General features: G+C 73.1%; 19 protein-coding genes. 11 read left to right on the top strand and 8 right to left on the bottom strand.

All coding sequences use genetic code 11. From position 1 onward, the window contains the following. The first annotated feature begins 79 nt into the window (after window positions 1-79). Window positions 80-1,150 (top strand): MFS transporter, encoded by a 1,071-nt coding sequence (locus ACF1A1_RS33660; protein WP_392005043.1) that lies wholly within the window; start codon window positions 80-82, stop codon window positions 1,148-1,150. Window positions 1,151-1,152: 2 nt separating this feature from the next. Here the strand turns inward: ACF1A1_RS33660 and ACF1A1_RS33655 are convergent, their stop codons facing one another. Continuing rightward, window positions 1,153-1,674 carry a MarR family winged helix-turn-helix transcriptional regulator gene (locus ACF1A1_RS33655; RefSeq protein WP_392005041.1) on the bottom strand — a complete coding sequence of 174 codons (522 nt, stop codon included), beginning with the start codon at window positions 1,672-1,674 and terminating at the stop codon, window positions 1,153-1,155. Between the two features lie 258 nt (window positions 1,675-1,932). On the opposite strand from ACF1A1_RS33655, the gene fes reads away from it, so the two are divergent. The 6 genes from fes (at window position 1,933) to hemC (ending at window position 8,505) form a co-directional block, all read left to right on the top strand. Beyond that, a complete protein-coding gene (gene fes / locus ACF1A1_RS33650; RefSeq protein WP_392005039.1) occupies window positions 1,933-3,255 on the top strand; it encodes an enterochelin esterase in 1,323 nt (440 codons plus the stop codon). Window positions 3,256-3,848: 593 nt separating this feature from the next. After that, window positions 3,849-4,805 (top strand): ATP-dependent DNA ligase, encoded by a 957-nt coding sequence (locus ACF1A1_RS33645; RefSeq protein WP_392005304.1) that lies wholly within the window; start codon window positions 3,849-3,851, stop codon window positions 4,803-4,805. Window positions 4,806-4,967: 162 nt separating this feature from the next. Further along, window positions 4,968-5,726 carry an NPP1 family protein gene (locus ACF1A1_RS33640; protein WP_392005302.1) on the top strand — a complete coding sequence of 253 codons (759 nt, stop codon included), beginning with the start codon at window positions 4,968-4,970 and terminating at the stop codon, window positions 5,724-5,726. Window positions 5,727-5,828: 102 nt separating this feature from the next. Beyond that, a complete protein-coding gene (locus ACF1A1_RS33635; protein ID WP_392005037.1) occupies window positions 5,829-6,845 on the top strand; it encodes a questin oxidase family protein in 1,017 nt (338 codons plus the stop codon). 28 nt (window positions 6,846-6,873) lie between these two features. After that, window positions 6,874-6,996 (top strand): hypothetical protein, encoded by a 123-nt coding sequence (locus ACF1A1_RS33630; protein ID WP_392005035.1) that lies wholly within the window; start codon window positions 6,874-6,876, stop codon window positions 6,994-6,996. A 573-nt stretch (window positions 6,997-7,569) separates the two neighbouring features. After that, a complete protein-coding gene (gene hemC, locus ACF1A1_RS33625; protein WP_392005033.1) occupies window positions 7,570-8,505 on the top strand; it encodes a hydroxymethylbilane synthase in 936 nt (311 codons plus the stop codon). A 58-nt stretch (window positions 8,506-8,563) separates the two neighbouring features. On the opposite strand, the gene ACF1A1_RS33620 is transcribed toward hemC, so the two are convergent. From ACF1A1_RS33620 to ACF1A1_RS33605, 4 genes are all read right to left on the bottom strand, one after another. Continuing rightward, complete coding sequence (locus ACF1A1_RS33620; protein WP_392005031.1) at window positions 8,564-9,085, bottom strand: hypothetical protein; 522 nt, start codon at window positions 9,083-9,085, stop codon at window positions 8,564-8,566. Between the two features lie 203 nt (window positions 9,086-9,288). Continuing rightward, window positions 9,289-10,149 carry an ABC transporter permease gene (locus ACF1A1_RS33615; RefSeq protein WP_392005029.1) on the bottom strand — a complete coding sequence of 287 codons (861 nt, stop codon included), beginning with the start codon at window positions 10,147-10,149 and terminating at the stop codon, window positions 9,289-9,291. Then, window positions 10,109-10,954 (bottom strand): ABC transporter ATP-binding protein, encoded by an 846-nt coding sequence (locus tag ACF1A1_RS33610; protein WP_392005027.1) that lies wholly within the window; start codon window positions 10,952-10,954, stop codon window positions 10,109-10,111. The genes ACF1A1_RS33615 and ACF1A1_RS33610 overlap by 41 nt, the downstream gene beginning before the upstream one ends. Continuing rightward, the gene (locus ACF1A1_RS33605; RefSeq protein ID WP_392005026.1) at window positions 10,951-11,406 is read right to left on the bottom strand and encodes a MarR family winged helix-turn-helix transcriptional regulator; all 456 of its coding nucleotides are present in this window, start codon (window positions 11,404-11,406) and stop codon (window positions 10,951-10,953) included. The genes ACF1A1_RS33610 and ACF1A1_RS33605 overlap by 4 nt, the downstream gene beginning before the upstream one ends. 317 nt (window positions 11,407-11,723) lie before the next feature. Here ACF1A1_RS33605 and ACF1A1_RS33600 point away from each other — a divergent pair, with 317 nt between their 5' ends. Then, the gene (locus ACF1A1_RS33600; protein ID WP_392005024.1) at window positions 11,724-12,515 is read left to right on the top strand and encodes an RNA polymerase sigma factor SigF; all 792 of its coding nucleotides are present in this window, start codon (window positions 11,724-11,726) and stop codon (window positions 12,513-12,515) included. On the opposite strand, the gene ACF1A1_RS33595 is transcribed toward ACF1A1_RS33600, so the two are convergent. After that, the gene (locus ACF1A1_RS33595) at window positions 12,509-12,865 is read right to left on the bottom strand and encodes an ANTAR domain-containing protein (RefSeq protein WP_392005022.1); all 357 of its coding nucleotides are present in this window, start codon (window positions 12,863-12,865) and stop codon (window positions 12,509-12,511) included. The genes ACF1A1_RS33600 and ACF1A1_RS33595 overlap by 7 nt on opposite strands. Window positions 12,866-12,969: 104 nt before the next feature. On the opposite strand from ACF1A1_RS33595, the gene ACF1A1_RS33590 reads away from it, so the two are divergent. After that, the gene (locus ACF1A1_RS33590; RefSeq protein WP_392005020.1) at window positions 12,970-13,773 is read left to right on the top strand and encodes a VOC family protein; all 804 of its coding nucleotides are present in this window, start codon (window positions 12,970-12,972) and stop codon (window positions 13,771-13,773) included. A 77-nt stretch (window positions 13,774-13,850) separates the two neighbouring features. Here the strand turns inward: ACF1A1_RS33590 and glgX are convergent, their stop codons facing one another. Both glgX and ACF1A1_RS33580 read right to left on the bottom strand, forming a co-directional pair. Further along, complete coding sequence (gene glgX, locus ACF1A1_RS33585) at window positions 13,851-15,998, bottom strand: glycogen debranching protein GlgX (protein ID WP_392005018.1); 2,148 nt, start codon at window positions 15,996-15,998, stop codon at window positions 13,851-13,853. Beyond that, a complete protein-coding gene (locus tag ACF1A1_RS33580) occupies window positions 15,995-16,507 on the bottom strand; it encodes a pep a2 (RefSeq protein ID WP_392005016.1) in 513 nt (170 codons plus the stop codon). The genes glgX and ACF1A1_RS33580 overlap by 4 nt, the downstream gene beginning before the upstream one ends. Before the next feature lie 293 nt (window positions 16,508-16,800). Here ACF1A1_RS33580 and ACF1A1_RS33575 point away from each other — a divergent pair, with 293 nt between their 5' ends. Beyond that, a complete protein-coding gene (locus ACF1A1_RS33575) occupies window positions 16,801-17,097 on the top strand; it encodes a DUF5133 domain-containing protein (RefSeq protein ID WP_392005014.1) in 297 nt (98 codons plus the stop codon). 98 nt (window positions 17,098-17,195) lie between these two features. After that, a partial coding sequence (locus tag ACF1A1_RS33570) for a maltotransferase domain-containing protein (RefSeq protein ID WP_392005012.1) occupies window positions 17,196-18,133 on the top strand: 938 nt, incomplete at its 3' end.

Here is an 18,133-nt window from a genome sequence, read left to right as displayed (position 1 = left end):
ATCCTACTGGAGGGTAGGAAGCGCTCCCGCGGCGGGGCCTCGCAACTGGCCCGGCCCGCACCGCCGGTGGGACCTCACGGTGAGCTTCGTCGCCGAGCGCGCCTACTCCTACGCCGCCGCCTCCGGCAACGTCCTGGCGGCCTCGCTGCTGTCGTCGGTGGCGCAGCCGCTGTTCGGGGTGGTCACCGACCGGTGGGCGCTGCCGTGGCTGCTGCCGCTGAGCGCGCTGGCCGCCGGGGCGGGCGTCGCGGTGAGCGGGGTGGGCGGCTCGTACGCGCTCACGCTGGCGGCGGTGGCCGTGTCCGGGGCCGGTGTCGCCGCCCACCATCCGCAGGCCGCGCGGGCGGCGCGTGCCGTCGCGGGCGGCCACACGGCGATGGGCTGGTTCGCGCTCGGCGGCAACGTGGGTTTCGCGCTCGCTCCCCTGCTCGTCTCGGCGGTGGTCGGCGGCGGAGGTCTGCGGGCCACGTGGCTGCTGGTCGTGCCCGCACTGGCGGGGGCGGTGCTGTGCGCGGCCGCGGTGCGCTCGCCGGGCGTGCGTACCGCGGGCGCCGCCGCGGCCGAGCGGGCGGGCGCCGACGACTGGCCGGCGTTCCTGCGCCTGTCGGGTGCCGTGGTGTGCCGGTCGATCGTCTTCGTCGGCCTGAGCGCGTTCGTCGCGCTGTACGTCCGTGAGCGTGCCGGCGGCGGGGCGGTGGCCGGCACGGTCGCCCTGTGCGTGTTCTACGCGGGCGGCGCGGTGGGGACGCCGGCCGAGAGCCGGCTGGCCGGACGGTACGGGCGGCTGGTGGTCGTGCGCCGGTCGTACCTGGTGACGGTGTTCGCGGTGGCCGGAGTGGTGTGCGTGCCGGGTCCGGCCCTGTACGTGTTCGTGGGGCTCGCCTCGGCCGGGCTGTACGTGCCGTTCTCGCTGCACGTGACGCTGGGCCAGGACTGTCTACCCCGGCGCACGGGCACCGCGAGCGGTGTCACCCTGGGGCTGGCGGTGAGCGTCGGAGGTGTCGTGGCTCCGGGCCTCGGTGCGCTCGCGGACGCCACGTCCCTGCGGGTGGGGTCGGCCCCCCTCGTCGTACCGCCCGTGGTGGCCTGGCTGCTGCTGCGGGGGCTGCGGGAGCCCGTTCCCGCCGGGCGGGCGCTGGAGCGGACCTGACGTCAGGCGGGGTCGGCGGGCGCTCCGGCCGGCTGTTCGGTCTCCTCGTCGACGGCGTGGGAGAGGAAGTCGTCGACCATGCGGTGGAAGAGCGTGGCGAGCTGGCGCAGTTCCTCGGGGGACCACTCGGACAGGGCCATCTGCATCCCGCGGGCGCCCGCGTCCCGGATGCGGTCGACCGCGGCGCGGCCGGCGTCGGTGAGCCGGATCCGCTGGGCCCGGCCGTCGTCGGGGTCGGGCACCCGGGTGACGTGGCCGGACTTCTGCAACTGCTGCACCGTGCGCGTCACGTGCGAGGCCTCCACGCCCAGCCGCTGGGCCAGCTCCCCCGGCCGCAGCGGTTCGGAGTCGGCGACCTGCCGCAGAAGGGCCACGGCGGCGCGGTCCAGCGGGACGCCGGCCAGCGCCATCAGCCGGTCGTGCCGGCGAGCGCGGGTGCTCAGGTAGGTGATCCGGTTGAGCGCTCGCTCGATCTCGATCACTTCCGGGGAGGCGGTGGCGGCGGGGAGCGGTTCGTTGGCCATGTACCCCACGCTACCATCTTGTTGCGTAAGTCAAGTAAGTTGCGGCAGGGAAGGCGGCGGGCAGCACGTCGAGGCGGGCGGAACCGGGGACACCGGCCGTTTCCCCCCCGAGATGGGGACGCACCCCAGCGGACATGTGCTTAGCTTAGGCTCACCTAACTTCACTTGTCGGCGATTTTGTCGCCGCTTCTGTTCGTCTGCCCGACTGCCTCGGCGCGCTGCCTTCCGCACCGCCGCCGACAGTCCGGAGGGGGAGAGATGTCCGCCTTGGAGACCCGCCCCGCACGCCGGGACGCCTCCGACCACGCCGTACGGCCCGTGCGCGTCACCGGCCCGCGGATCGCACGGCTCCTGGAAGACCTGGAGTGCGCCGACGACGCGCGGCGCGCGGCGCTGTCGGCCGAGTTCTGGACCGACGTCGAGCAGCTGGGCACCCCGCTCGTCGAGGAGCTCGACGGGTGGCCGGCCCATCGCGCGGTCACCTTCCTGTGGCGCGGGCACCGGGCCACCCGGCAGGTGCTGCTGCACGCCAACCGCCTCGTCGACCGCGACCGTCTGGCCGACTCGCTCCTGGAGCGGGTGCCCGGCACCGACGTCTGGCACCTGGGGCTGCGGCTGCGGGCGGACCACCGCGGCTCCTACCGCCTGGTGGCCGACGTCTCGGCCAAGGAGCCGCCCGCGGACCCGGCCGCGCTCCAGCAGCGGCTGCGGTCGCTGTCGGCGCACGCCGCCGCGGACCCGCTCAACCCACGCCGGGTACCGGATCGTTGGGGAGCGGGGGACGGCTCGGTCCTCGCCCTGCCCGACGCCCCGCCGCAGCCGTGGGCCGACCGGCCCGGCGACGGACCGGCGGGGCGGGTGGAGCGGCACCGGGTGGGCTCCCCGGTGCTCGGCGGCGACCGCGACACCTGGGTCTACCTGCCGCCGGGGCACGACCGCCCGGACCGGGCACCGTTGCGGGTGCTGGTGCTGTGCGACGGCGACATGTGGTTCGGGCGGCTCGGTCTCGGCGGCACGCTGGACGCGCTGGTCGCCGACGGGGCGCTGCCGCCGCTGGCCGTGCTGGCGCCGGACGCCGTGGACCGCGACACCCGCTGGCGCGAACTCGGCGCGCGCGAGCCGTTCGTGTCCTTCCTCGCGGACGAACTGCTGCCCTGGGCGGCGGGGCGCTGGCCGCTGACCACCGACCCGGCGCGCACGGTCGTCGCGGGCCAGAACCTGGGCGCGATCACGGCGCTGCACGCCGCGCACCGGCGGCCGGAGCGCTTCGGCAACGTCCTCGCCCAGTCCCCGTCCCTGTGGTGGCGGCCGGGTCTGCCGCCGCCCCGGGGCCCCGAACCCCCGGTGTTCGGCGTGCCCTGGCTCGTCTCCCGGTACGCCGCGTCCGGCCCGGGGCCGGTGGCGGTCCACCTGGAGGTCGGCCTGCAAGAGGGTCCGACGGTCGAGCACGGCCGCGCCCTGTACGAGGTGCTGCGCGGGGCCGGCCACCGGGTCACGTACACGGAGTTCAACGGCGGCGACGACTACGCCTGCTGGCAGGTCGGCCTGGCCGACGGCCTGACGCGCCTGCTGGGCGCATGACCCGCTTCTCCCGCCTCCCTCCCATCGGCGTCCGCGAGGCCGTGTACGGCGTGGCCGTGGACGACGAGCACGCCGGTGAGAACGGCGCCGACGCGGTGACGCGGTGACGCGTCGCCTGGCTCGGCTGAACCCGGAAGTCCCACGGCGCCACCGGCTCCGGTCGTCGTGTCCGCACAGGAAGCCGTACGCCTGACGACCGGCGATGCCGGCCGGACGACGACGGTGGGCGCACGGCGACGGTGGGCGGACGGCAACGCTGGGCGACCCACACGGGCGACGGCGCCGAGCGGACGGGTGCCGCCGGGCGGAAGACGGCGGCGGCGACCGGCCCGCCGGACGGAAGACGGCGGCGGTGACCGGCCCGCCTGCCGAGTCCGCACCGCCGCTGTCGGCGGAGCACCGAGGCCGCGCGACCCGCGGTCCGGTTGCCGTCGGCCCCGCGCCGGGGATCCGCCCCGCCACCCCCTGGTGCCCCCGGCTCCTCCGGCGACCGAGCCCCCTCCCCTCCGTTCAGGGGAAACCCCCGGACGGCACGCGTGGAGCGGGGCCGGCCAGTCGACAACTCACCCGTGACCCTGCCGCTGATCGCCCCCATGCTCGCCACCCCCGGCACCCTCCCGCCCGCGGCACAGGACGCGCGCTGGGCCTACGAGACCAAGCAGGACGGGCAGCGGGCGGTGGTCTACCTCGCCGGGGACGGCGGCATCGTGCTGCGCGCCCGCTCGGGGGAGACCATCACCGCCGCCTACCCCGAACTGCGTCCGCTGGGCGGCGCGCTGGGCCGGACGCCCGCCGTGCTGGACGGGGAGGTGCTCGCACTGGACGAGGAGGGCCGCGCCGACTTCCAGTTGCTCCAGTCCCGGATGGGGCTGGTCCAGGCGCCGGTCAGGGCGGCGCGCCTCGCGGCGACGGCGCCCGTCCACCTGGTGCTGTTCGACGTCATGCACCTGGGCGGCCGTTCCCTCGTCCGGCTCCCCTATCTGCGGCGGCGTGCCCGGCTGGAGGCACTCGGTCTGGAAGGGCCGTACTGGTCGACTCCGGGCGCGCTCGTCGGGCACGGGCGGGAGGCCCTCGAGGCGACCCGCGCGCACGGTCTGGAGGGGCTCGTCTGCAAGCGGCTGGACTCCGTGTACGAGCCCGGCGTGCGCTCCCGGGCCTGGATCAAGATCCGCAACATGCGCAGCGTGGACGTCCTGGTCGGCGGCTGGCTGCCCGGCAAGGGCCGGCTCACCGGGCTGCCCGGCGCCGTCCTGGTGGGCCAGCGGGCCGGCTCCGCCCTGCGGTACGTCGGCAGCGTGGGCACCGGCTGGAGCGAGGCGGAGCGCGCGGAACTCGCGGCACTGCTGAGGGCCGCCGCGACCGACGTGTGCCCCTTCGACCCGGTACCGGCGGCGCCGGGCGCGCACTGGGTGCTGCCCCGGCTGGTCGGTGAGGTCCGCTTCAGCACGCGCACCCGGGCCGGACTGCTGCGCCAGCCGTCCTGGCTGCGACTGCGCACCGACCTCACGCCCGAGGAATCCGCGGCCGACATCCCGGACAATCCCGTCTGATGCTCCGTCACATGCCGAGTATTGGGTTGCGTTTCACCACCGATACGCCTGCGGTCTCTTGGCGCGGAACGGAAAACCGGGGAAGCTGAACCGCCTTTTCCCCCACAGCCGTTGGGCTGCGCCCGCAGCCCAGAGGAGGACGCAGTGTCGTCACCGAAGTCCATGTCACACCGCAGGAGATGGCTCACCGGTCTCGCCGGTGCCGCCGCGCTCGTCGTCGCCTTCCCCACGGTCGCCTTCGCCGCCCCGCCCCAGGCGCTGCCGGCCAACGCCGAGGCCGCCGAGCGGACGTACCAGCCCGCGTTCGACTACGACACGGACGGCTGCTACTCCACCCCCGCGATCGGCCCCGACGGCACGGTCAACGGCGGCCTGAACCCGACCGGTTCGCTCAGCGGCAACTGCCGGGACGCCTCCGACCTGGACAACACCAACAGCTACTCGCGCTACAAGTGCAACAACGGCTGGTGCGCCTACATGTACGGCCTCTACTTCGAGAAGGACCAGGCGGTGGCGGGCAGCAGCATCGGCGGGCACCGGCACGACTGGGAACACGTCGTGATCTGGGTGCAGAACAACCAGGTGCAGTACGTCTCGACGTCCAACCACGGCTCCTTCACCATCACCGCGGCGTCCAAGGTCCGCTTCGACGGCACGCACGCGAAGATCGTGTACCACAAGGACGGCATCAGCACGCACTGCTTCCGTCTCGCCAACTCGGGCGACGAACCCCCCGAGAACCACAAGCGCACCTGGCAGTACCCGCCCCTGGTCGGCTGGAACGGCTACCCGCCGGGCCTGCGCGACAAGTTGAGCGCCCACGACTTCGGCAGCGCCAACTTCGGCCTCAAGGACGCCCGGTTCAGCAACCACCTCGCGTCGGCGAAGCCGTCCGGGATCGCCTTCGACCCCAACGCCTGAGCCGGTGACCGGGATCGGTCCCGGGGCGTAGGACCCGAGCCGTGCGCGGGTTCGGCCCCGGGCCCGATCCCGGAGCGTCACCCGGACCGTAGTGTCCGGTGCATGACCACGAACGACACGAGCGGACGGCTCGACGAGGCCTTCGAACGGCTCCACGCCTGCGGACCGGAACGGCTGGGGCGGCTCTCCAACCACGCCCCCATGGTGGTCGAGTCCCTCGCCGCCCGCGGCCGGGCCGGTGCCGTGCACCGCTGGCTGGACCGCTACCAGGACAGGCTCGAGGAGTTCCCCGCCCCCGTGTCGCCGATCACGGACGCCGACTGGCGGGACGCGCTGGGCGACATCCGCCGCGCCGCCGACTGGGTCGCCTTCTTCGCCCGCGCCCTCGCCGACCACCCGTGGCGCGACGTCCTCGCCGCGTGGTGGCCCCGCCTGCTGCCCGGCCTGTACGGCGCCGCCACGCACCCGGTGATCCGGGTGGGCCACGCCGTACGCGCCCTGGAAGCCGAGGAGAACGCGCCCCGGCTCGCCGAACTCGCCCACGCCCTGGGGTACTGGGCCGCCCGGCACCGCCCCGTCTCCGGTGTCACCGTCCTGCCGGGCGCGCCGACGGCGGCCGCGTCCCTGGACGCCGTCCCCGCGGTGCACACGCGCAGCCGGGCGTTCCCGGACCGTCTGGCGGTCGTGCGCGCCCTGCCCGGGTGGGCGGCGGACGTGACCGACCCGGACACCGCCCGCACCCGCCTCACCGAGCTGGTCCGCGCCGCGACGCACCGCTACACCACCCACGGCCACGGCGAGGAGACGATGCTGGTGCACGCGGCGACGGCCCCCAACGCCGTACTGCGCACCCTCGACGCACTCCCCCGCGGCCTGTGGGCCCCGAGTCTGCACGCGGCCTGGACGGCGTCGGCGGCGGTCACCGCGATGTACGCGCCGGCGGAACCGGTCGACTACGTGCCGCCCGCCCGCCTCAGCGCCGAGGAGGTCGTCGACCGCGCCCTCGCCCACGGCGACGAACACGTCATCAAGCTGACCGACACGGCCCTGGACGTCGGGGACCAGCGGGCGCTGGACGCCGCGTCACGCGCGGTCGACCTCAGCCGTCCCCTGGTGTGACCTCGCCCCGATGGCCCACGAGGTCCGAATGGACCTTCACGGGGAACTGCCGCACCCGGTGGACGCGGAGGCGCTGCTCGCCCTGTCCGACGGCCACCACGACCGTGCCGGACGGCCGTTGGAGACGCGGGAGCCGCCGGGCGTCCGGTGACGGTGTACGCCCTGGAGGGCCCGGCCCCGCGGTCACCGAACGGGACACCGAGGCGGTGCCGCGGATCGCCGCGGGCCATCTGGCGTCCGGCCGGCAGCGGGGGTCGCTCGCCTCACCGCGCTGAGCGTGCACGCGGGCGGCGACGGCGACCGCGTGCCGGTCCGCACCTGGGCCGAGGGCCACATGGCGGACCTCGCCGTCTTCACCGGCCCGGCCGGAGACAGCGGAGGGCCGCGGCGGGCCGCTCGGGGCTCGCGCCCCGCGTGTGGGAGGAAACGCTGCCGGCCCATGAGCGGAACGCCTTCTCCCGGCACGTTCTGGACGGCACCGGTCCCGTCCCCGGCCGCCTCGCCGCCTGGAGTGCGGCGACCGTCGAGGGAACCGTGCGATGAGCGACGCGTCCCCGATTACGGCATCCCCGATACGGCATCCCCGGCCCGGAGACCTGCTCCGGACGGCCGGACTCGCCGTCCAGCACGCTTCCACGACCGGCTGGGGGCCCGTGTCCGGGAGAGGGCGCGCTTCACCCCGACCGTCGGGCAACGACCCTGCCAAGGGTCTATCGTGTCCCGCATGTCCGTCCCGGAACTCATCCGTATCGTCTCCCGCGACTCGCCCATGGCTCTGGCCCAAGTGGAGCGCGTCCGCGCCGAGTTGGCCGTCCTGCATCCCGGTGTGCGCACCGAGGTCGTCCCCGTGCGGACGACCGGTGACAAGTGGATGGGCGACCTGTCCAAGGTCGAGGGGAAGGGGGCGTTCACCAAGGAGGTGGACGCCGCGCTGCTGGCCGGCGAGGCGGATGTCGCGGTGCACTGCGTCAAGGACGTCCCGGCGGACCGGCCGCTGCCCGCGGGCACGGTGTTCGCCGCGTTCCTGAAGCGGGACGACATCCGGGACGCCCTCGTACACCCCGGCGGGCTCACCATCGACGAACTCCCGGCCGGAACACGCGTCGGCACCTCCTCGGTCCGCCGGGTCGCCCAACTGGCCGCCACCCACCCGCACCTGGAGTGCGTGCCGTTCCGGGGCAACGCCAACCGGCGGCTGGAGAAGCTGGCGGCGGGCGAGGCGGACGCGCTGCTGCTCGCGGTCTCGGGGCTGGAGCGCATCGGCCGGCCGGACGTGATCAGCGAGGTGCTGTCGCCGGAGACGATGATGCCGCCGATCGGCGCGGGCATCCTCGCCCTGCAGTGCCGCGAGGGCGACACCGACCTCATCGACGCCGTGAGCGGGCTCGGCGACCCGGCCACCCATCGGGAGGCCACCGCGGAGCGCATGTTCCTGCACGTGCTGCAAGGTCACTGCAACAGCCCGATCGCCGGGTTCGCGCGCGTGGACCGCGGCGGCGAACTGTCCCTGCGGGCCTGTGTGTTCACCCCGGACGGCAAGACCCGGCTGAACGCCCACGAGTGGGCGGGCCGTCTCGACCCGGCCACGCTCGGCACGTCGGTGGCCGTCGCGCTGCTGCGTCAGGGCGCCCGCGAGATCATCGACGGCATCCCGCACTGAGACGGCAGACAGCCGTGGGGCGGACGCCCGGCCGACGGACGCCGGGGCGGGAGGGGTGTCAGGCGGTGCCCTCTTCGGCCTGGTCCCGCAGGAAGTTGCTCACCTGACGGGCCAGGGTCTCCCGGCCGGTGCCGGCCGGTGCGCCGGCCGCCCCCTCGTGCAGGTCGACGCCGCCCACCCACATCCGGCGCCCGGCCCATTCGTCGTCCAGGCGCAGCTGGACCTGGACGTCCACCTGGCCGAGCGAGGCCTCCGGTCCGGCGGCGTACAGGACGGCGGTGGCGCGGCGCAGCGGGTAGACGTCGAAACCCTCGATGAACTGCGAGTTGCGCCAGTCGATGAAGGCGCTCTCCCCGTCCGGCCCGATCCGCACGTCGATCTGCCCGTCCTCGAGGTGGACGCCGAAGCTGCGCTCCCCGCGGTTCTCGACGGTCACCCGCAGGCGGAAGTACGTCAGGCCCTCGGCCGCGTCGTCGCGCCCGCGCGGCGGCTCGGCGCGCTCCAGGCGGTGGACGCGGACCCGCAGACCGGCATGCTCGTCGTACTCCTGCCAGTCCCCGACCACGTTCGGCTCGTACACAGTCCACCTCTCGACTTGCTACGGGCTGCTTCCTATCCGTGTACTCAGTGCACTGTCAAATGAGCAGAATGCGCTGTGGCCAGGGAATTCACCCCTTTTGATCGTTGATCAAGCCGTGCGCAGGCACAATCCGCCCCGCGGCCGCGCGGAGGTGGTTCGCGGGCGTGCCGCACATCACGTCCCGCCGGCACGTCCGGGCAAGATCAGCGGGCCAGCCGTCCCAGGAGCGCGGACGCCGCCGTGACACCGAGCGCGGCGGCCGCGATCAGCACCCCGAAGTCGAGCGCGAGATGCGCCGGTGTGCCGAGGAGCAGGCCGCGCAGGGCGTCCACCTCGTAGCTGAGGGGGTTGACCTTGCTGACCGCCTGGAGCCAGCCCGGCATGACGTCGACCGGGTAGAGGGCGTTGGAGCCGAAGAACAGGGGCATCGTGATCGCCTGGCCGAAGCCCATCAGCCGGTCGCGGCTGAGGACGATGCCGGCGATGGTCATCGACAGACAGGCGAAGAAGGCCGAGCCGAGGACGACGATCAGGGCGACGCCGAGCAGCTTGAGCGGGTTCCAGGTCAGCGCGACGCCGAGCAGGGCGGCGATGACGATCACGACGACCGCCTGGATCACCGACTTCACCCCGGCCGCGAACGCCTTGCCGGTGATGAGGGCGGAGCGTGGAGTGGGCGTGACGAGCAGCTTGTTGAGGACGCCGGCGTCGCGTTCCCAGATGATCTGGATGCCGTAGAAGATGGCGATGAACATCGCGGACTGGGCGATGATGCCGGGCGCCAGGTAGTCGATGTAGGGGATGCCGCCGGTGGGGATCGCCTTGATCCGGGTGAAGGTCTGACCGAAGATCAGCAGCCACAGGGCCGGCTGCACCGCCCGCGTGTACAGCTCGGTGCGGTCGTGGCGCAGCTTCTGCAGTTCGACGGCGCACATCGCGGCGACGCGGGCCGGCAGCAGCAGCCGGCCCGCGCGCGGCTCGGGCGGGCGCAGGAGCAGGTCGATGCCCTGCTCGCGGGCGCGGTCAGCCGACGCGCTGAGCGGTACGGCGGGTGCTTCGGACATCGCGGAAGTCTCCTGACTGGTCGTCGAGGCCGCTGCCGGCGACGTCACGGAAGACGTCCTCCAGGGTCGGCAGTGGGTCCGTGGCCGCTGCGCCGCGGCGTGCGCCGAGACCCCGGCGCAGGTCGGACGGGGTGCCGAGGGCGCGGATGCGGCCGTGGTGCATCAGACCGACCCGGTCGCAGTAGTGGTCGGCCTCGTCCATGTAGTGGGTGGTGACCAGGACGGTCATGCCGGTGGCCTCGCGTACGGCGGTGATGTGCTCCCAGACACTCGTCCGGGCGATCGGGTCGAGGCCGATGGTCGGCTCGTCGAGGATCAGCAGCCTCGGCGCGCTGACCAGTGCCTGCGCGAGTTCCAGGCGGCGGACCATGCCGCCGGAGTAGGTGCCGGCGAGCCGGTCGGCGGCGTCGGCGAGGTCGACGGCGGCCAGGGCCTGGGCGACGCGTTCGGCGCGTTCGCGGCGCGGCACGTCGAAGACGCGGGCGAAGAGGGAGACGTTCTCCCGGCCGGTGAGGCCCGCGTCGGCGGACAGCTGCTGTGGCACGTAGCCGAGCAGCCGTCGTACGGCCATGCGCTCCTCGGCCGCGTCGTGGCCGAAGACGCGGACCCTGCCGGCGGGCACCGGCAGGAGGGTGGTGACGCAGCGGATCGCCGTGGTCTTGCCGGCGCCGTTCGGGCCGAGCAGGCCGAAGACCTCGCCCTCGCGGACCGTCAGGTCGAGCCCGTCGACCGCTTTCGCGTCCCCGAAGGCGTAGGTGAGCCGGGTGCAGGCGACGGCGTCGGCGTCGTCGGTGGTGGTGGTCATGGTTCCTCGGCTTCCTCGTGCAGGTGGTCGGCGAGGGTGCGCAGGGCGGGGAGCGCGGCGCGCAGCGCCTCCTGGTCGGCCGCGTCGAGACGGGCGAGATGACGGCCGACGAGCGCGGTGCGCCGTTGCTTCCAGTCCCGCAGCCGGGCCTCGGCCGCCCCGGTGAGCAGCAGGAGCGCTGCACGCCGGTCGGCGGGGTCGGTCTCGCGGACCAGGTAGCCGTCCCTGACCAGCTGGTTGACGAGCGTCGACACGGAGTTGCCCGCGAGGTACAGCTCCTTGGCGGCGTCCGACACACCGATGCCGGGGCGGGCCTCGACGAGGCGGAGCAACTCGACCCCGGCGCCCCGCAGTCGTGGCTCGGTCAGCCCCGCGCGCAACCGGCGCCTGAGCAGTCGCTGGACGCCGACGAGCGCGTCGGCCAGTTCTTCCGGGAAGGTCTCCTCGTCCACGCGACCGAGATTAGCTCTGTAGCAGAGGTAATGGCACCAAGGAGAGGTCAAGGAGGGCACGACCGCATGGGCCTCTCCCCGCGAGCCCCCACCTTGCGGGTCCCACTTCCCGGGCCGCGACATAGAATGTGGACAAATACTATGTAACTGTTTCAGAAGCCCACACAGTGGGCATGTGCAGCAATGTGCTTCGGACAGGAGGCACGTCCGTGGGATCCGTCGAAAGGGCCGGCCCCGGGTGTTCTGCGCCAGGTCCGAGCGCGTCGTCCCACGGTGTCCGTCCATCCCCCGGCACCCTCCTGAGGGAGGCGCGCGTGATGCGTACCACCGTCAGAACCAAGCAGCACCCCCACGACGACGCCCCGGACACCGCCGAGTCCTTCGTTCGGCTCGCGCAACTGTCCGACGGGCCGGAGCGTCAGGCGCTCCGGGACGAGCTGGTCCGGCTCTGGCTGCCCATGGCCGAACGGATCGCCGTCCGTTTCCGGGGGCGCGGCGAAGCCCTCGAGGACCTCTACCAGGTGGCGGCCCTGGGGCTCGTGAAGGCCGTCGACCACTACGACCCGGACCGTGGCCGCGCCTTCGAGGCGTACGCGGTGCCGACCATCACCGGCGAGATCAAGCGCCACTTCCGTGACCACATGTGGACGCTGCACGTGCCCCGCCGGGTCCAGGACCTGCGCAACCGGGTGCGGCACGCCGCCAAGGAGCTGTCCCAGAGCACCCCGGGACGGCCCCCCACCGTCGCCGAGATCGCCGAGCACGCGCAGCTGAGCGAGGACGAGGTGCGCACCGGGATGGAGGCGCTGGAGTGCTTCACGGCGCTGTCGCTGGAGGCCGAGATGCCCGGCACCGACGGCTACGCCCTGGAGGACGCCCTCGGCGACCCCGACCCCGGCTTCGACACGGTGGTCGACCGGGTGGCCGTGGCGCCCAGTCTGCGGGCGCTGCCGGAGCGCGAACGGACCATCCTGTACCTGCGTTTCTTCGGCGGGATGACCCAGAGCAGCATCGCCGAGCAGCTCGGCATCTCCCAGATGCACGTCTCGCGGCTGCTGAGCGGCTGCTTCGCGCGGCTGCGCGAGGAGGTCGCCCCCGAAGCTCACTGAGGGCGCGGGCGCGCGCGGTCCAACGGGGGCGCGCCCGGGATCTGTGTGGGGCCGTGGCGGTCGATCAGGTCCTCCAGCTCCACACGGATGACCTCGGGAATGTCCCCGGTGCGCCCCCAGACGAGGATCATCTCCGCGACGTTGCGCAGCTTGATGTTCGTGTGCTGGGAGACCTCCCGCAGGACCGTCCATCCCTCGTCCGGAGTCATCCGTCCGAGGGCGACGACCACACCGATCGCCTGGTCGACCACGGCGTGGGAGGCGATGGCCTCCTTGAGCTGGTCGACCTCTCGCTGGAGTTCGAAGATCCGGTCCGTTTCGTCGCCGGATCCGCGCGGTACTCGTGGCACTCCTCCATCGTGCCACCGAGTCTCTCGGCAGGCGCCGTGGACGGTTCCGGCCGGACACTGGGGGAAGACCCCGGCTGCCGCCGAGAGAGCAGGACGCGAGTGCCATGAACGATCATCCGACATCTGCCCGCCGTGCGAAGGAGGTCGTCTCCACGCACTCCGTGTTCGGCGCACCCTGCTGGGTGAGCCTCACCAGCCGCGACCTGGAAGCCACCCAGGACTTCTACACGGCCGTCCTCGGCTGGGAATGGCGCCGGGGCGCGCTCGGCGACCACTTCCGGACCGCGCTGGTCGGTGACGTCCCGGTCGCCGGGGTCGCCGCCGTCGCCGCGATGTGGCAGATGGCGGTCGCCTGGACCCCGTACTTCGCGGTGCCCAGCGCGGACGTGGCCGCGTCCCGGGCGCGCGAACGCGGTGGCACGGTCGCCGTGGGCCCCATCTCGCTGCCGCCCGGCCGGGCGGCACTGCTGGCCGACCGGGACGGCGCGACCTTCGGCGTCTGGGAGGGGGCACTGAACAGCAACTGGGAGACCTGGCGGCAGGCCGCCCCGACCTTCATACGGCTGCACACCCGTGACGCCTTCGACTCCGCGATCTTCTACGGCGAGATCCTCGACTGGGCCTCCGACCGGCCCGGCTGCTGCGAGGTCCACTACGAGGGCGGCGAGGTCGTCCTGCGCAGCCGGGGCGACATCGTGGCCCGGATCGAGTCGGGTGCGCTGGAGGCGGCACCCGACCCGACGATCCGGCCCCACTGGCAGGTCCACTTCGCCGTCGCCGACGTCGCGGCCTGCGCGCGGGCCGCGGAGCGGCACGGCGGCAGCGTGCTGGGCAAGGCCGTCGACGAGGCGGTGCTGCGGGACCCGGACGGCGCCCAGTTCACGGTGACCTCGCACCGGGACCGCTGAGCGCGGCCCGTCCCCGCACCGGGCTCCGGCGCCCTTCTCACTGCGAGCGCTTCGGGGTCCCTCCGAGCGCTCCGGGTTCACTCCGAGCGCTTCGGGGGACGGGAGAGCACGACCAGGCTGCGGGCTTCGACGCTCACCGCGGCACCCGCCTTGTACTCGGTCTCGTCCGGGTCGCCGTCGCACTGCACGGTGTCGACGCACACCGTCCACCGCTCCCCGTACTCGGCGCCGGGCAGCCGGAAGACGACGGGCTCCCAGTAGCTGTTGAGCAGCAGCAGGAAGGAGTCGTCGACGACGGGCCGGCCCTGCGGGTCGGGTTCGGCGATGGCGTCGCCGTTGAGGAAGACGCCGACGCAGTGCGCGTCGGAGCGCTGCCAGTCCCGGTCGCTCATCTCGCGCGCGTCCGGCAGCAGCCACACCAGGTCGGGCAGCGGCTGGCCGGCGTGCGTCACGGTCTCGCCGCGGAAGAAACGGCGCCGGCGCAGCACGGGGTGGGCGGCGCGCAGGGCGACCAGGTGCCGGGTGAAGGCCACCAGGTCGCGCTGCTCCCCCGTGAGCCGCCAGTCGATCCAGGAGACCTCGTTGTCCTGGCAGTAGGCGTTGTTGTTGCCGCGCTGGGTGCGTCCGAGTTCGTCGCCGTGGCAGAGCATCGGGATGCCCTGCGACAGCAGCAGCGTGGCGAGGAGGTTGCGCTGCTGACGGGCGCGCAGTTCCCGCACGTCCGGATCGTCGGTCTCGCCCTCGACCCCGCAGTTCCAGGACCGGTTGTGGCTCTCGCCGTCCCGGTTGCCCTCGCCGTTGGCCTCGTTGTGCTTGTCGTTGTACGAGACGAGGTCGCGCAGGGTGAACCCGTCGTGCGCGGTCACGAAGTTGACGCTGGCGCGCGGTCGCCGCCTGCTGTGCGCGTACAGGTCGGAGGAGCCGGTCAGACGTGAGGCGAACTCGGCGAGCGAGCCCGGTTCCGCGCGCCAGAAGTCCCGTACCGCGTCGCGGTAGCGGCCGTTCCACTCCGACCACAGGGGTGGGAAGTTGCCGACCTGGTAGCCGCCCTCGCCGACGTCCCACGGTTCGGCGATCAGCTTCACGCGGCTGATCACGGGGTCCTGCTGGATCAGGTCGAAGAACGCCGACAGCCGGGACACCTCGTGGAACTGCCGGGCCAGTGTGGCCGCGAGGTCGAAGCGGAAGCCGTCGACGTGCATCTCGGTCACCCAGTACCGCAGCGAGTCCATGATCAGCTGGAGGACGTAGGGGTGGCGCATCAGCAGGCTGTTGCCGGTGCCGGTGGTGTCGTAGTAGTGCGACCAGTCGCCGTCCACCAGGCGGTAGTACGAGCAGTTGTCGATGCCGCGGAAGGAGAGGGTGGGGCCCTTCTCGTTGCCCTCGGCGGTGTGGTTGTAGACGACGTCGAGGATCACCTCGAGTCCGGCCGCGTGCAGCGCCTTCACCATCGCCTTGAACTCGGCGACCTGTCGCCCCCGGACGCCGTGGGCGGCGTAGGCGTTGTGCGGGGCGAAGAAGCCGATGGTGTTGTAACCCCAGTAGTTGGACAGGCCCCGGTCCCGCAGGACGCCGTCCTGGGCGTACTGGTGCACCGGCATCAGCTCGATCGCGGTCACGCCCAGCGAGGTGAGGTGCTCGGTCACCGCGGGGTGCGCGAGGCCGGCGTAGGTGCCGCGCAACTCGGGCGGGACGTCGGGGTGGGTGCGGGTCAGGCCGCGCACATGGGCCTCGTAGATCACGGTGTCGGCGTAGGGGCGCCTCGGTGAGCGGTCGTCGCCCCAGTCGAAGGCCGGGTCGGTGACCACGCCGAGCAGGGTGTGCCCGGCGCTGTCCTTCGGGTCGGGGCGGTCGCCCGCCCGTTCGAAGAGGGAGGCGTGGTTGTCGATCTGGCCGTCCACGGCCCGTGCGTACGGATCGAGGAGCAGCTTGGCCGGGTTGCAGCGGTGCCCGGAGGCCGGGTCCCACGGCCCGTGCACCCGGTAGCCGTAGCGCTGCCCCGGGCCGACGCCGGGCAGATAGGCGTGCCAGACGAAGCCGTCGACCTCGTTCAGGGTCACGCTGCGACTGCTGCCGTCGTCGTCGACGAGGACGAGGTCGACGCGCTGGGCGACCTCGCTGAACAACGCGAAGTTGGTGCCCTCGCCGTCGAAGTCGGCGCCCAGCGGGTAGGGGTGCCCGCTCCACACGGGCACCCCTGCGCTGCGGTTCGGCCGCGAGGTCACCGGGCGCCCTCCAGGACGCCGTCCGCCTCGTCCGCCGGGGTGGCCAGGGCCGTCACCGGCAGGTCGCGCGGCACCTGGAGCATCTCGCGCAGCTTCGGCTCCGGCGTGGTCGGCACGAGCGGGACGCGTTCGCCGGCGCGGGCACGCTGCGAGAACCAGATGACCTTGCTGCCGGTGTCGGTGGCGCAGCAGCCCCAGCCGTCGCTCATCGCGGCGATGTGTTCCAGGCAGCCGCGCAGGTCCTGGTCCGGGCGCAGGTCCCGGTCGTCGCCCCCGACGGCGGTGATGAGGTGCTGACCGTTCCACCACATCTCGATCGACGTGTGCTTGTCCGTGGCGTGCTCGTCGATGGCCTTCAGCAGCATCTCGACGCCGCGGCAGACGGGCTCGACGAGGGTCTCCAGGTCCCAGTACCGGAGGTGCGCGGCCAGTATGCGCCTGACCTGTCCGACCCGTTCCGGGCTCACATCCACGTCGAGGTGGTAGTAGCAGGGCACTGCGGTCTTCATCGTCGTTCGCTCCTCACCGGCGAGGCTCCCGCTCGTTCGCGGTCCGCGGACCGCACCCCGAACACGAAGCGTGAGCGTTGATCGCTCCTGAGTCACAACCACAGTGCGGCCGCTACGCCATTCGTGCAACACGAGCACACCACGACCAAGATCCAACAGGACGTTGAGTGGTGGGCCGTGCACCATAAGTGAAGGCCTCGGGAGGTTTGACGGTTTCGCACCTCTGCTTACAGGGCCGACCCGCTCGTCGCGGGGCGACGTACCTCTCGAACTCCCGGAAGGTGAACAGCGCCATGCTGCTGCCAGCGAAGACCGAAGTAGCCAGACGTCTGCGCAGTTACCGCGCCTGGGAACGCGCGATGCTCGCGTGCCCGGGCGACCGCGCGGTGCGCGCCACCTTCGAGGACTGCGGTTACACCCTCTGCGTGCTGATGGGCAAGCGTTGCGCGCGGGAGGCCGCGGACGCCGCCGAGCAGTACCTGCGCGGGGCCGTGGACGCCCGGCCCCGGCGGGGCGGGCCACAGCGCGGGAACGGCGTCGCGCGGTTCACGTCGGCGCGACCCGTGCCGCGTGTGGCCGCCGAGCGTTAGCAGGGAGCGCCCGCCCCCGGCCATCCGGCATCCGGTGTCCGGCAGCGGGCGGCAGAAGCCGTTTCCAGTCACGTGTTTCGGTACAGCGGAGGTGCAGCGTGAGGTCCACGAAGGCGATCGGCCGTATCCCGGTGCGGGACGTCCAGCCGCTTGTGGAGTGCGGCAGGCGACCGGCCAAGTCCGTGAGCGGGGAGACGTTCCCGATCACCGCGACGGTGTTTCGCGAGGGCCATGACGCCATCGGCGCGAACGTGGTCCTCAAGAGCCCGGACGGTCGCCGTGGACCGTGGACGCCGATGAGGGAACTCGCTCCGGGCACCGACCGCTGGGGCGCCGAGGTGACGCTCGACGAGGTGGGCCGCTGGACGTACACGGTGGAGGCCTGGAGCGACCCCGTGACGACCTGGCGACGGCACGCGGAGATCAAGATCCCGGCGGGCATCGACACGGGTCTCGTCCTCGAGGAGGGCGGCCGGCTCTACGAACGGGCCGCCGCCCGCGTGCCGCGCGGACCGGCGCGGGCGGTCGTGCGGGAGGCGGCGAGGAAGCTGCTCGACGACTCGCTGCCGGTGTCCGAGCGGTACGCGGCCGCGCTGGCACCGGAAGTGGACGAGGTTCTCACCCGCCACCCCTTCCGGGAGTTCGTGTCCGCCGGCACCCCGGTGCCCCTGCTCGTGGAGCGCGAACGGGCCCTGTACGGCTCGTGGTACGAGTTCTTCCCCCGCTCGGAGGGGACGCCGGAGCGTCCGCACGGGACCTTCCGGACCGCCGCCCGGCGGCTGCCCGCGATCGCCGCGATGGGCTTCGACGTGGTCTACCTGCCGCCGATCCACCCGATCGGGACGACCTTCCGCAAGGGCCGCAACAACTCCCTGACCGTCGAGCCCGACGACGTGGGCGTGCCGTGGGCGATCGGCTCGCCGGAGGGCGGGCACGACGCGGTGCACCCGGAGTTGGGCACGCTGGAGGACTTCGCCTGGTTCGTCGAGCAGGCGAAGGAGCAGGGACTGGAGATCGCGCTCGACTTCGCGCTCCA

Origin of the sequence: Streptomyces sp. NPDC014995 (assembly GCF_043080745.1) — a bacterium.
In the GTDB taxonomy this organism is placed as follows: Bacteria; Actinomycetota; Actinomycetes; order Streptomycetales; family Streptomycetaceae; genus Streptomyces.
Note: the sequence above shows the minus strand (reverse complement) of the source record. Positions and strands in the feature narration are given on the sequence as shown.

Excerpts from the sequence above, each read along its gene's own strand:
- ACF1A1_RS33600 (WP_392005024.1), top strand. The coding sequence starts at position 11,724 with ATGCGTACCACCGTCAGAACCAAGCAGCACCCCCACGACGACGCCCCG.
- ACF1A1_RS33645 (WP_392005304.1), top strand. The coding sequence starts at position 3,849 with ATGCTCGCCACCCCCGGCACCCTCCCGCCCGCGGCACAGGACGCGCGC.
- ACF1A1_RS33590 (WP_392005020.1), top strand. The coding sequence starts at position 12,970 with ATGAACGATCATCCGACATCTGCCCGCCGTGCGAAGGAGGTCGTCTCC.
- fes (WP_392005039.1), top strand. The coding sequence starts at position 1,933 with ATGTCCGCCTTGGAGACCCGCCCCGCACGCCGGGACGCCTCCGACCAC.
- ACF1A1_RS33610 (WP_392005027.1), bottom strand. The coding sequence starts at position 10,954 with ATGACCACCACCACCGACGACGCCGACGCCGTCGCCTGCACCCGGCTC.
- ACF1A1_RS33630 (WP_392005035.1), top strand. The coding sequence starts at position 6,874 with ATGGACCTTCACGGGGAACTGCCGCACCCGGTGGACGCGGAGGCGCTG.
- ACF1A1_RS33615 (WP_392005029.1), bottom strand. The coding sequence starts at position 10,149 with ATGTCCGAAGCACCCGCCGTACCGCTCAGCGCGTCGGCTGACCGCGCC.
- ACF1A1_RS33580 (WP_392005016.1), bottom strand. The coding sequence starts at position 16,507 with ATGAAGACCGCAGTGCCCTGCTACTACCACCTCGACGTGGATGTGAGC.
- ACF1A1_RS33655 (WP_392005041.1), bottom strand. The coding sequence starts at position 1,674 with ATGGCCAACGAACCGCTCCCCGCCGCCACCGCCTCCCCGGAAGTGATC.
- ACF1A1_RS33635 (WP_392005037.1), top strand. The coding sequence starts at position 5,829 with ATGACCACGAACGACACGAGCGGACGGCTCGACGAGGCCTTCGAACGG.
- ACF1A1_RS33640 (WP_392005302.1), top strand. The coding sequence starts at position 4,968 with ATGTCACACCGCAGGAGATGGCTCACCGGTCTCGCCGGTGCCGCCGCG.
- ACF1A1_RS33575 (WP_392005014.1), top strand. The coding sequence starts at position 16,801 with ATGCTGCTGCCAGCGAAGACCGAAGTAGCCAGACGTCTGCGCAGTTAC.
- hemC (WP_392005033.1), top strand. The coding sequence starts at position 7,570 with ATGTCCGTCCCGGAACTCATCCGTATCGTCTCCCGCGACTCGCCCATG.